General features: G+C 61.0%; 12 protein-coding genes. 6 read left to right on the top strand and 6 right to left on the bottom strand.

Features of this window, described 5'->3' with window-relative positions:
* Positions 1-47 precede the first annotated feature (47 nt).
* From ABTV22_RS04130 to mreB, 4 genes are all read right to left on the bottom strand, one after another.
* Positions 48-644: a Maf family protein gene (locus tag ABTV22_RS04130; protein WP_433738680.1), complete on the bottom strand. Its 597-nt coding sequence runs from the start codon at positions 642-644 to the stop codon at positions 48-50.
* Positions 645-684: 40 nt separating this feature from the next.
* On the bottom strand, positions 685-1,176 hold the full coding sequence (gene mreD / locus ABTV22_RS04125; protein ID WP_433738679.1) for a rod shape-determining protein MreD: 492 nt from the start codon (positions 1,174-1,176) through the stop codon (positions 685-687).
* Positions 1,176-2,276, bottom strand: coding sequence for a rod shape-determining protein MreC (gene mreC, locus ABTV22_RS04120; protein ID WP_433741296.1), 1,101 nt, complete (start codon positions 2,274-2,276; stop codon positions 1,176-1,178). Before mreC ends, mreD begins: the two co-directional genes overlap by 1 nt.
* A 176-nt stretch (positions 2,277-2,452) precedes the next feature.
* Positions 2,453-3,490 (bottom strand): rod shape-determining protein MreB, encoded by a 1,038-nt coding sequence (mreB, locus tag ABTV22_RS04115; RefSeq protein ID WP_002555108.1) that lies wholly within the window; start codon positions 3,488-3,490, stop codon positions 2,453-2,455.
* A 211-nt stretch (positions 3,491-3,701) separates the two neighbouring features.
* Between mreB and gatC the strand changes: the two genes are divergently transcribed.
* From gatC to ABTV22_RS04085, 6 genes are all read left to right on the top strand, one after another.
* Positions 3,702-3,989, top strand: a complete 288-nt coding sequence (gene gatC / locus ABTV22_RS04110) for an Asp-tRNA(Asn)/Glu-tRNA(Gln) amidotransferase subunit GatC (protein WP_008054345.1) — start codon at positions 3,702-3,704, stop codon at positions 3,987-3,989.
* A gap of 16 nt (positions 3,990-4,005) precedes the next feature.
* A complete protein-coding gene (gene gatA / locus ABTV22_RS04105; protein WP_433738678.1) occupies positions 4,006-5,457 on the top strand; it encodes an Asp-tRNA(Asn)/Glu-tRNA(Gln) amidotransferase subunit GatA in 1,452 nt (483 codons plus the stop codon).
* A 10-nt stretch (positions 5,458-5,467) separates the two neighbouring features.
* The gene (gene gatB, locus ABTV22_RS04100; protein ID WP_433738677.1) at positions 5,468-6,913 is read left to right on the top strand and encodes an Asp-tRNA(Asn)/Glu-tRNA(Gln) amidotransferase subunit GatB; all 1,446 of its coding nucleotides are present in this window, start codon (positions 5,468-5,470) and stop codon (positions 6,911-6,913) included.
* A 188-nt stretch (positions 6,914-7,101) separates the two neighbouring features.
* Entirely contained in the window at positions 7,102-7,476 is a 375-nt protein-coding gene (locus ABTV22_RS04095) for a septal ring lytic transglycosylase RlpA family protein (RefSeq protein ID WP_111280889.1), read from the top strand.
* A 50-nt stretch (positions 7,477-7,526) separates the two neighbouring features.
* The gene (locus tag ABTV22_RS04090) at positions 7,527-8,588 is read left to right on the top strand and encodes a calcium/sodium antiporter (protein WP_433738676.1); all 1,062 of its coding nucleotides are present in this window, start codon (positions 7,527-7,529) and stop codon (positions 8,586-8,588) included.
* Complete coding sequence (locus tag ABTV22_RS04085; RefSeq protein WP_433738675.1) at positions 8,585-8,965, top strand: carboxymuconolactone decarboxylase family protein; 381 nt, start codon at positions 8,585-8,587, stop codon at positions 8,963-8,965. Before ABTV22_RS04090 ends, ABTV22_RS04085 begins: the two co-directional genes overlap by 4 nt.
* Positions 8,966-9,119: 154 nt before the next feature.
* Here ABTV22_RS04085 and ABTV22_RS04080 read toward each other — a convergent pair whose 3' ends face one another.
* The gene (locus tag ABTV22_RS04080; protein WP_433738674.1) at positions 9,120-10,061 is read right to left on the bottom strand and encodes an AEC family transporter; all 942 of its coding nucleotides are present in this window, start codon (positions 10,059-10,061) and stop codon (positions 9,120-9,122) included.
* A gap of 183 nt (positions 10,062-10,244) precedes the next feature.
* Entirely contained in the window at positions 10,245-11,798 is a 1,554-nt protein-coding gene (gene garD / locus ABTV22_RS04075; RefSeq protein ID WP_433738673.1) for a galactarate dehydratase, read from the bottom strand.
* Between the last annotated feature and the right edge of the window lie 5 nt (positions 11,799-11,803).

Genomic DNA, 11,803 nt, shown 5'->3' with positions numbered 1-11,803 from the left:
CGTTCAGGCATGTTCACGATAATGGCCGCATCTGGTCAGTACGACGCTTAACGCGCGTTATGGGTTTGCCAACAGGGTATGCCGAAATGGCCGAGCAGTTCCGCGGTTTCGCACAGCGGCAGTCCAACCACCGCCGAGTAACTTCCATCGAGCCCGGCGACAAACACCGCGCCCAATCCTTGAATGCCATATCCACCCGCCTTGTCCCGCGGCTCACCGCTGGCCCAGTAGGCGGCTGCCTCATCGGCGCCGATGGCGCGAAATCGCACCGAGCTGCGCACAACCCGCGATTCACAGCGCTCACCATCGAGCAACGCAATGGCTGTCAGGACTTCATGTTCTTTACCGGACAACATCTTCAGCATGGCGCAAGCGTCAGCTTCATCAACCGGTTTGCCAAGAATTTTGCCGTCGAGGACCACGGCGGTATCGGCGCCCAATACACAGAAGGGAACGTCGGACACCACAGCCTCGTGTCCAGCCGCTGCCTTGCTGCGCGCGAGACGCTCGACATAGTCGCAAGGGGATTCGTGAGTCAGGGGGGTTTCATCGATGTCCGCGCTGATGGCGGTGAATGGCACGCCGATCTGCGTGAGCAGTTCGCGCCGACGCGGCGAGCCAGAGGCGAGATAAAGGTGTTTCATCAAGACATCTCCCTGTCCAAGTGGCAAATGCCTGACCGAATTAATTGATTTTGTAGCGTCGACGCAATCCACGCAAACCGAAGCTGATCCAGGGCCAGAGCAATGCGCTGACCAGTGCCGGCAGTACCAGCGCCAGCGTTGGCTGACGGTTGCCGGTCAGGGCGCTCAACCACAGTTGAACCAGTTGCGCGAGACCGAAGATCACCAGGATAACCAGGCTTTGTTGCCACATCGGGAACATCCGCAGGCGTTGTTGCAGCGCCAGCACCAGGTAAGTGATGAGGGTCAGGATCAATGCGTTCTGGCCCAGCAATGTGCCGTACAACACGTCTTCGGCCAGCCCCAGGCACCATGCGGTGACCATGCCGACTTTCTGCGGCAGGGCCAGCGCCCAAAACGCCAGCAGCAAGGCCAGCCATAGCGGGCGCAAGATTTCCATGAATTGCGGCAAAGGCGAAACGCTGAGCAACAGGCCGATGGCAAACGTCAGCCATACGATCCAGCCGTTTCGGGAGGCTTTGACACCGACCATTATTCTTGCCTCCCAGTGGCAGCCGGTGCGGAGACAGGCGGTTTGGCAGCAGGTTTCACGGCAGCAGGTGGCTTGGCAGCTGCCGGTGGCTTGGCATTCGCGGCTGGCTTCGCAGCGGCCGGATGTGCGGCTACAGGCTTGGCCGGGGTAGCCGGTGTCGGAGCGGTCGCCGGTGCAACCGGAGTTGCTGGCGCAGCAACAGCTGCCGGAACGATCGCAGGTTTCGGCACGGTCGCCGGAATGATCGGCCCGCCACCCTGCGCATCCAGTGACTCCTGAGCTTGAGCGGCATCGTTGGCCCGCTCTTCGGCGGTGCGTCCATCGCTGAACACCAGCAACAGGTAACGACTGCGATTCAGGGCCGCGGTCGGTACGGCTCGGACGATGGCGAACGGCTGGCCGGAGTCATGAATCACTTCCTTGACCGTGGCCACCGGGTAGCCCGCCGGGAAACGCTGGCCGAGGCCGGAGCTGACCAGCAAATCGCCTTCCTTGATGTCGGCGGTATCCGCCACATGGCGCAACTCGAGGCGCTCCGGGTTACCGGTGCCGCTGGCAATCGCCCGCAGGCCGTTGCGGTTGACCTGCACCGGAATGCTATGGGTCGAGTCAGTCAGCAACAGGACGCGGGAGGTGTAGGGCATCAACTCGACCACTTGCCCCATCAGGCCGCGGGCATCGAGCACCGGCTGACCGAGGATCACTCCGTCGCGTTCACCCTTGTTGATGATGATGCGATGAGTAAAAGGATTCGGGTCCATGCCGATCAATTCGGCCACTTCGACCTTTTCGTTGACCAGTGCCGACGAGTTGAGCAACTCGCGCAGCCGAACGTTCTGCTCGGTCAGGGAGGCCAGCTTTTGCATGCGCCCCTGCAACAACAGGTTCTCGGTCTTGAGTTTTTCGTTTTCGGCGACGAGCTCGGTACGGCTGCCAAACTGGCTGGCCACACCCTGCCATAGCCGCTGCGGCAGGTCGGTGATCCAGTAAGACTGCATCAACACCAGCGACATCTGGCTACGCACTGGCTTGAGCAGTGTGAAGCGGGCATCGACCACCATCAGCGCGACCGAAAGCACGACCAGCACCAACAAGCGCACGCCCAATGAGGGACCCTTGGTGAAAAGCGGTTTAATAGGCCGCTCCTCCCAGGCAAATGTTCTCTTTATTCATACGGCAGACCGGCCTGGATGCAGACTGACAGAAGATAAACGCGAACAGGCAGCACTGCAAAGTGCTGCCTGCGCGCTGAACAGCATGGAGGCGATCCGGCGATTTATTCGCTGGAGAGCAGATCCATGGTGTGCTTATCCATCATTTCCAATGCACGGCCACCGCCGCGAGCAACGCAGGTCAACGGGTCTTCGGCGACGATCACCGGCAGACCGGTTTCCTGGGCCAGCAACTTGTCGAGGTCACGCAGCAAGGCGCCACCACCGGTCAGTACCAGACCACGCTCGGCGATATCGGAAGCCAATTCCGGAGGCGATTGCTCCAGGGCGCTTTTCACCGCCTGAACGATAGTGGCCAGGGACTCTTGCAGAGCTTCCAGCACTTCGTTGGAGTTCAGGGTGAAGGCACGTGGAACGCCTTCGGCCAGGTTACGGCCACGAACATCGACTTCACGGACTTCGCCGCCCGGGTAGGCCGTACCGATTTCCTGCTTGATGCGCTCGGCGGTGGATTCACCGATCAGGCTGCCGTAGTTGCGACGCACATAAGTGATGATCGCTTCGTCGAAGCGGTCGCCGCCCACACGTACGGATTCGGCGTACACCACACCGTTCAGGGAGATCAGGGCGATTTCGGTAGTACCACCACCGATATCCACGACCATCGAACCGCGAGCTTCTTCAACCGGCAGGCCGGCACCGATCGCAGCGGCCATTGGCTCTTCGATCAGGAAAACTTCACGGGCACCGGCACCGAGGGCCGATTCGCGGATGGCACGACGCTCAACCTGGGTGGATTTGCACGGAACGCAGATCAACACGCGAGGGCTAGGCTGCAGGAAGCTGTTTTCGTGAACCTTGTTGATGAAGTACTGCAGCATCTTTTCGCAGACGCTGAAGTCGGCGATCACGCCGTCCTTCATCGGACGAATGGCAGCAATGTTGCCCGGCGTACGGCCCAGCATGCGCTTGGCCTCGGTGCCGACAGCAACGACACTTTTCTGATTACCGTGGGTCCGAATGGCCACAACCGATGGCTCATTCAGGACGATACCGCGCTCGCGCACGTAAATAAGGGTGTTGGCAGTGCCCAGGTCAATGGAAAGATCGCTGGAAAACATGCCACGCAGTTTCTTGAACATGGGAAAGGGACCCTAGGCAACGCGTGGGTAAAAAAGTGCGGCAAACTCTAACAACGACAGGGATTTTGGGCAAGGCGCCAATATGTTAAATTGGCCGCTTTTCTGTGCACCAAGCCCCACAATCGCGGCCGTATGACCGCAGAAGTGCGGTAGTGTTCCGACAATCTAACACACGGACGCCGTCCGTCTTGTTTTCCACTGGAGACTCCCAATGGCGCTTGAACGCTCCGACGTGGAAAAAATCGCGCATCTGGCCTGCCTTGGCCTTAATGATGCCGATCTTCCACACATCACTTCGGCCCTCAACAGCATTCTCGGGCTGGTCGACGAAATGCAGGCGGTCAATACCGACGGTATCGAGCCGCTGGCCCACCCACTGGAAGCCAGCCAGCGCCTTCGTGCAGACGTCGTCACCGAGAGCAATAACCGCGAGGCCTACCAGTCCATCGCACCAGCGGTCGAAAACGGCCTGTACCTGGTTCCGAAAGTCATCGACTAAAGGGAAAGAGCCTGCAATGCATCAATTGACTCTGGCCGAGATCGCCCGCGGACTCGCCGATAAAAAGTTTTCCTCCGAAGAGCTGACCCAAGTCCTGCTGGCGCGCATCGCCCAGCTTGATCCTCAGCTCAACAGTTTCATCAGCCTCACCGAAGACCTGGCGCTACAGCAGGCGAAAGCCGCTGACGCACGCCGCGCCAAGGGTGAGAACGGTGCCCTGCTTGGCGCGCCAATAGCCCATAAAGACCTGTTCTGCACCCAGGGCATTCGCACCAGCTGCGGCTCGAAGATGCTCGACAACTTCAAGGCACCGTACGACGCCACGGTCGTCGCCAAGCTGGCCGCCGCCGGGGCCGTGACCCTGGGCAAGACCAACATGGACGAATTCGCCATGGGCTCGGCCAACGAGTCGAGCTACTACGGTGCGGTGAAAAACCCGTGGAACCTGGAACACGTACCAGGCGGCTCCTCTGGTGGTTCGGCTGCCGCAGTGGCCGCTCGCCTGTTGCCTGCCGCCACCGGCACCGACACCGGTGGCTCCATTCGCCAGCCCGCCGCGCTGACGAACCTGACCGGCCTGAAACCGACGTACGGTCGTGTATCGCGTTGGGGCATGATCGCCTATGCCTCCAGCCTCGATCAGGGCGGCCCCATGGCACGCACTGCCGAAGACTGCGCAATTTTGTTGCAAGGTATGGCCGGCTTCGATCCGAACGACTCCACCAGCATCGACGAACCCGTGCCGGACTACAGCGCCAGCCTGAACGGTTCGCTGCAAGGCCTGCGCATCGGCGTACCGAAAGAGTATTTCAGCACCGGTCTCGACCCGCGCATTGCCGACCTGGTCATGGCCAGCGTTGAAGAACTGAAAAAGCTCGGCGCCGTGATCAAGGAAATCAGCCTGCCGAACATGCAGCACGCGATCCCTGCGTACTACGTGATCGCCCCGGCAGAAGCGTCTTCCAACCTGTCGCGTTTCGACGGCGTGCGTTTCGGCTACCGCTGCGAAGACCCGAAAAACCTTGAAGACCTGTACAAGCGCTCCCGTGGCGAAGGCTTCGGAACGGAAGTGCAGCGCCGCATCATGGTCGGTGCCTACGCCCTGTCCGCCGGTTACTACGATGCCTACTACCTCAAGGCACAGAAGATTCGTCGCTTGATCAAGAACGACTTCATGACCGCCTTCAATGAGGTCGACATCATCCTCGGCCCAACCACGCCAAACCCGGCCTGGAAGCTCGGCGCCAAGAACAGCGACCCGGTCGCTGCGTACCTGGAAGACGTGTACACCATCACCGCCAACCTCGCGGGCCTGCCTGGCCTGTCGATGCCGGCTGGTTTCGTCGATGGTCTACCGGTTGGCGTGCAACTGCTCGCGCCGTATTTCCAGGAAGGTCGCCTGTTGAACGTTGCCCACCAGTATCAGTTACACACTGACTGGCACACCCGCACCCCAACCGGCTTCTGAGGAGACACACATGCAATGGGAAGTCGTGATCGGGCTGGAGATTCATACCCAGCTCACCACCCGGTCGAAAATCTTTTCCGGTAGTTCCACCACCTTCGGCTCCGAGCCGAACACCCAGGCCAGCCTGATCGACCTGGGCATGCCCGGCGTACTGCCGGTGCTGAACCAGGAAGCGGTGCGCATGGCGGTGATGTTCGGTCTGGCGATTGACGCCGAGATCGGCCAACACAACGTGTTCGCCCGTAAAAACTACTTCTATCCTGACCTGCCCAAGGGCTACCAGATCAGCCAGATGGAATTGCCGATCGTCGGCAAAGGCCACCTGGACATCGCCCTGGAAGACGGCACAGTCAAACGCGTCGGCATCACCCGCGCGCACCTGGAAGAAGACGCCGGCAAGAGCCTGCACGAAGAATTCAGCGGCGCCAGCGGCATCGACCTGAACCGGGCCGGTACGCCACTGCTGGAAATCGTCTCCGAACCGGACATGCGCAGCGCCAAGGAAGCCGTGGCTTACGTCAAGGCGATCCACGCCCTGGTGCGCTACCTGGGCATCTGCGACGGCAACATGGCTGAAGGTTCGCTGCGTTGCGATTGCAACGTCTCGGTGCGTCCGAAAGGCCAGGCCGAGTTCGGTACCCGCTGCGAGATCAAGAACGTCAACTCGTTCCGCTTCATCGAGAAGGCGATCAACTCCGAGATCCAGCGCCAGATCGACTTGATCGAAGACGGCGGCAAAGTGATCCAGCAGACCCGCCTGTACGACCCGAACAAGGACGAAACCCGTCCAATGCGCAGCAAAGAGGAAGCCAACGACTACCGTTACTTCCCCGACCCGGATCTGCTGCCGGTGATCATCGAAGAGTCGTTCCTGGGCGATGTACGCGCCACCCTGCCGGAACTGCCGCCACAGAAGCGCGAGCGCTTCCAGAGCCAGTTCGGTCTGTCGGCGTACGACGCCAACGTGCTGGCAACCAGCCGTGAACAGGCGGATTACTTCGAGAAAGTCGCGAGCATCAGCGGCGATGCCAAACTGGCGGCCAACTGGGTCATGGTCGAGTTGGGCAGCCTGTTGAACAAGCAAGGCCTGGACATCGAAGAGTCGCCGGTGTCGGCCGAGCAACTGGGCGGCATGCTGTTGCGCATCAAGGACAACACCATCTCCGGCAAGATCGCCAAAGTGGTGTTCGAAGCCATGGCCAACGGTGAAGGCAGCGCGGACGAGATCATCGACAAGCGCGGCCTCAAGCAAGTGACCGACACCGGTGCGATCTCGGCGGTGCTGGACGAAATGCTCGCCGCCAACGCCGAACAGGTCGAACAGTACCGCGCGGCAGACGAAGCCAAGCGCGGCAAGATGTTCGGCTTCTTCGTCGGCCAGGCCATGAAAGCCTCCAAGGGCAAGGCCAACCCGCAACAGGTCAACGAACTGCTCAAAAGCAAGCTCGAAGGCTGAGTGGAATGGAGCCAGTATTCAAACCTGGCTCTATCCCCCTGTGGCGAGGGAGCTTGCTCCCGCTCGACCGCGAAGCAGTCGCAAAGATGGCTAGTGCATTTTTTAATGAATGTGCTGTCCGATTTGGGTCTGCTTCGCAGACCAGCGGGAGCAAGCTCCCTCGCCACAATCACTTTGGGAGCCTTTGAATGAAGCGTCTACTGGGTGCCTGCGCCCTGCTCTCTCTTCTGGCCGGTTGCGCCAGCACTGACACCGTCGATCCGCATGGCTACGACAAAACCGGTGTGGCTTCGTACTACGGCGCCAAACACCAAGGCAAACGCACCGCCAGCGGCGAGCGTTTCGACAAGAATTCCATGACCGCCGCCCATCGCCAGCTACCCTTCGGCACACGGGTGAAGGTCACCAACCTGAACAACGACAAATCCTGCGTGGTGCGCATCAATGACCGTGGGCCTCACACCCGTGGCCGGCTGATCGACCTGTCCCACGAGGCCGCCGCACGCCTGGGTATGCTCAAGAGCGGCACGGCCCGGGTTCGGGTCCAGGCCCTCGACGACTGACCGATGGAGCCCCGACCATTTTCGGACTAGCCGATTTACCCCTGATCAGCGTGATCGAATTGTTCAGCGGGCTGCTGCTGTTGATTGCCGGGGCCGAACTGATGGTGCGTGCCGCCGTGCGCCTGGCCGCGCGCCTGCATGTGCGACCGCTGATCATCGGCCTGACCATCGTCGCTCTCGGTAGCAGCGCCCCGCAAATGGCGGTAAGCCTGCAAGCGACCCTCACTCACAACGCTGACATCGCCGTCGGCAGCGTGATAGGCAGCAGCATTTTCAACATCCTTGTCACCCTCGGTTTGTCGGCGCTGATCATCCCGCTGCGGGTATCACGGCAACTGGTGCGCCTGGACATTCCGCTGATGATCGGTGCCAGCCTGCTGGTGTTCGTGCTGGCCTGGAATGAGGAGCTGACCCGAGTCGACGGTGTGATGCTGCTGGCGGCACTGCTCATCTATCTGGCGTTATTGCTGCGCCAGTCGCAACATTCGACGCGCCCACATTCGATCACCCACGACACCCCGCAGGCGCCATGGGTCAGCAGCCTGCTGATGATCGTTGCAGGCCTGGGGATGCTGGTCTACGCCGGACACTTGCTGCTGGGGGCCGCGGTATCGGTGGCCACCGACCTCGGACTGTCGGAACGGATCATCGGCCTGACCATCGTCGCCGTCGGCACATCCCTGCCGGAACTCGCCACCTCCTTGATCGCCGCGTTGCGCGGTGAACGGGAGATCGCGGTGGGTAACGTAGTCGGTAGCAACCTGTTCAACCTGCTGGGTGTTCTGGGTGTCACGGCGCTGGTCGCGCCAGCACCGCTGTCGGTATCGCCCAACGCCCTGGATTTCGACCTGCCGGTGATGCTCGGCGTCGCGGTGCTGTGCCTGCCGATGTTCTATTCGGGTTATCGGGTGACCCGCGCCGAAGGCTTGCTGTTCCTGAGCTTGTACCTGGCCTACGGCCTGCATGTGGTGTCGTTTACCACCGGCATGCCACTGGCCGGCAAGCTAGAACACCTGATGCTGTTTTTCGTTCTGCCGGCGCTGGTGGCGTTCTTGCTGTTCACGTCGCTGCGCGCCTGGCGTCGCCAACACCACAAGAGGGAATTGCCATGACCGAGAATAAGAAAACCGGCGTTGAAGTGCGCCGCCAAGTAATGGGCGACGCCTTCGTCGACCGCGCCCTGGGCAATGCCACCGAGTTCACCCAGCCGCTGCAGGACTTCGTCAATGAACACGCCTGGGGCGGCGTGTGGAACCGCGATGGCTTGCCCCTGAAAACCCGCAGCCTGATCACCCTCGCCGCGTTGACTGCGCTCAAGTGCCCGCAGGAGTTGAAAGGCCATGTACGCGGCGCGCTGAACAACGGTTGCACCGTGGAAGAGATCCGCGAGGCGCTGCTGCATTGCGCGGTGTATGCCGGCGTACCGGCGGCGATCGATGCGTTTCGGGCGGCGCAGGAAGTGATCGATACCTACCAGAAGCCGGAGTGAAAACACGGTATTTGCAGTGACTATCTGATCGCCATCGCGGGCAAGCCTTGCTCCTACAGGTTTTGTGTTGTTCGCATAATTTGCACCCGACCACGATCCTGTAGGAGCAAGGCTTGCCCGCGATGCGGCCCCAGAGAGCAAAGCAAATCTGAAGCTAGATCCACCCGCCCCACTGCAACAGAAAGATCCCGATATTGGTGGTCACTGCCGCCATCAACGTAGTGATGACGATGATCGCCGCCGCCAGTTCATGGTTGCCATCCGCCGCCCGGGCCATAACGAAACTGGCCGCAGCGGTCGGGCTGCCGAAGTACAGAAACAGAATCCCCAGCTCCGCTCCTCGAAAACCCCAGAGCCATGCGCCCAGCGTCGCCAGCACCGGCAGGCCGAGCATTTTCACCAGACTCGAACTGAGCGCCATCGAACCGCTTTTGCGCATCGCTGCCAGCGACAGCGTGCCGCCGATGCAGATCAACGCCAGTGGCAAGGTGGTTTGTGCCAGATACTGGCCGGACGTCTCCAGCCACCCCGGCAAGCCAATCTTGAAATACGCGAATGGCGCCGCCGCAATCACACTGATGATCAGTGGGTTGCTGAACACGCTTTTGCAGATGCTCCACGGGTCGGACTTGATCACCGGGCTATACACCGCCAGGACGATGGTGGACAGCGTGTTGTAGAACAGGATCACCAGCGCCGCGAGAATCGCGCCGAGGGAAATGCCGTAGTCGCCGTACATGCTCGCTGCCAGCGCGAGACCGATCACGCCGTTGTTACCGCGAAAGGCTCCTTGGGTGTAGATGCCACGGTCTTCTCGCGGACACCTGAAAATCGCCCAGCCCCAGGCAATGGCAAAGCACACAAGGGTAGCGATTGAGAAGTAGATCAGCAGCGCCGGTTGCAGCGCGGCGTGCAGGTCGGCATGCAGGATGCCCAGAAACAGCAACGCCGGCATGGTGACGTTGAACACCAGGGACGACGCGGTGTGGATGAAATTGTCGTTGATCCAGTCGATGCGCTTGAGCAACACCCCCAGAAACAGCATGGCGAACACCGGTGCGGTGATGTTCAGGGTTTCGAGGAAAATTGCCAGCATGCCGGGGAGGACCTTGAAGTGGGCGTCGTTAGGGGGCTAATGATAAGCCACCCAGGGCATCGGCGTCTGTTAGACCGTCATCGCGGGCAAGCCTTGCTCCTACAGAACCGGGTCATACACATTTCCCGTATACGACGTAAATCCGTAGGAGCAAGGCTTGCCCGCGATGCAGGCGACACGGTCTTAAGTGATCGGCGCCGGATTGAACAGGGTGATGTCGTTATGCAGCTTGTGCCGCTCAGCCCAGGTCTGCTGCTTGCCGCTGGCCACGTCCAGGTAGTAGTGGAACAACTCCCAACCCAGCTCTTCGATGGACGCCCGACCGGTAGCAATGCGCCCGGCGTCGACATCGATCAGGTCCGGCCAGCGCTGCGCCAGTTCGGTCCGGGTCGACACCTTCACCACCGGCGCCATGGCCAGCCCGTAAGGCGTGCCGCGACCAGTGGTGAACACGTGCAGGTTCATCCCCGCCGCCAACTGCAACGTCCCGCAGACAAAATCGCTGGCCGGGGTCGCGCAGAAGATCAGGCCTTTTTCCTTGAAGCGCTCGCCAGGGCCAAGCACCCCGGTGATCGCGCTGCTGCCGGATTTGACGATCGAGCCCAAGGACTTCTCGACAATGTTCGACAGCCCGCCCTTCTTGTTGCCCGGCGTAGTGTTGGCGCTGCGATCCGCTTCGCCCTTGGCCAGGTAACGGTCGTACCAGTCCATTTCACGCACCAGCTCTTGGGCGACGGCTTCGGTTTTGGCCCGGGACGTCAGCAGGTAGATCGCGTCGCGCACTTCGGTGACTTCGGAAAACATCACCGTCGCACCAGCCCGCAACAGCAGGTCCGAGGCATAGCCCAACGCCGGGTTGGCGGTGATCCCGGAGAATGCATCGCTGCCGCCACATTGCATGCCGAGGATCAGCTCGGACGCCGGCACGGTTTCCCGACGGCGTTGATCGAGCTTCTTCAAGCGGGTTTCCGCCAGTTCCATGATCTGCTCGATCATCTCGGTGAAACCGTGGCTGGAATCCTGCAACCGATACAGCCACGGCTCGCTCAAATCGACCGAGGCATCGTCTTCGTGCATCACCTGCCCGGCCTGCAATTTCTCGCAGCCCAGGCTGATGACCAACGCCTCACCGCCCAGGTTCGGGTTGCGCGCCAGGTTGCGCACGGTGCGAATCGGGATGTAGGCGTCGGTGGCGGTAATCGCCACGCCACAACCATAGCTGTGGGTCAGTGCAACCACGTCGTCGACGTGCGGGTACTTGGGCAGCAATTCGTCCTTGATGCGCTTGACCGCGTGATCGAGCACTCCGGTCACGCATTGCACCGTGGTAGTGATACCCAGAATATTGCGCGTACCGACGGTACCGTCAGCGTTGCGGTAGCCCTCGAACGTGAAGCCTTCCAGCGGTGCCTGCGCGTCCGGCACTTCGGTGGACAGCGGCAGGCTGTCCAGCGGCGGCGCGGTCGGCATGCGCAGTTGATCTTCCTTGACCCAGCTACCGCGCGGAATCGGCTGCAAGGCATAGCCAATGACCTGGCCGTATCGAATCACCTGGCCACCCTCGGGTATGTCCTCCAGGGTGACCTTGTGGCTCTGTGGCACGAAGTCCACGGTGACCAGACCGTCCGAAAACTCGGTGCCGGCCGGTACGCCCTGATCGTTGACCACGATCACCACGTTGTCCCGCTCGTGCAGGCGGATGTAGCGCGGCGAATCGGAATGTTCAATCAACTGCATGACGC

Origin of the sequence: Pseudomonas putida (assembly GCF_050990305.1) — a bacterium.
Lineage (GTDB): Bacteria > Pseudomonadota > Gammaproteobacteria > Pseudomonadales > Pseudomonadaceae > Aquipseudomonas > Aquipseudomonas putida_AH.
Note: the sequence above shows the minus strand (reverse complement) of the source record. Positions and strands in the feature narration are given on the sequence as shown.

What these genes read in the sequence shown, in the direction of transcription:
- ABTV22_RS04130 (WP_433738680.1), bottom strand. Translation starts at nt 644, where the DNA reads ATGAAACACCTTTATCTCGCCTCTGGCTCGCCGCGTCGGCGCGAACTG.
- mreD (WP_433738679.1), bottom strand. Translation starts at nt 1,176, where the DNA reads ATGGTCGGTGTCAAAGCCTCCCGAAACGGCTGGATCGTATGGCTGACG.
- mreB (WP_002555108.1), bottom strand. Translation starts at nt 3,490, where the DNA reads ATGTTCAAGAAACTGCGTGGCATGTTTTCCAGCGATCTTTCCATTGAC.
- gatC (WP_008054345.1), top strand. Translation starts at nt 3,702, where the DNA reads ATGGCGCTTGAACGCTCCGACGTGGAAAAAATCGCGCATCTGGCCTGC.
- gatA (WP_433738678.1), top strand. Translation starts at nt 4,006, where the DNA reads ATGCATCAATTGACTCTGGCCGAGATCGCCCGCGGACTCGCCGATAAA.
- gatB (WP_433738677.1), top strand. Translation starts at nt 5,468, where the DNA reads ATGCAATGGGAAGTCGTGATCGGGCTGGAGATTCATACCCAGCTCACC.
- ABTV22_RS04095 (WP_111280889.1), top strand. Translation starts at nt 7,102, where the DNA reads ATGAAGCGTCTACTGGGTGCCTGCGCCCTGCTCTCTCTTCTGGCCGGT.
- ABTV22_RS04085 (WP_433738675.1), top strand. Translation starts at nt 8,585, where the DNA reads ATGACCGAGAATAAGAAAACCGGCGTTGAAGTGCGCCGCCAAGTAATG.
- ABTV22_RS04080 (WP_433738674.1), bottom strand. Translation starts at nt 10,061, where the DNA reads ATGCTGGCAATTTTCCTCGAAACCCTGAACATCACCGCACCGGTGTTC.
- garD (WP_433738673.1), bottom strand. Translation starts at nt 11,798, where the DNA reads ATGCAGTTGATTGAACATTCCGATTCGCCGCGCTACATCCGCCTGCAC.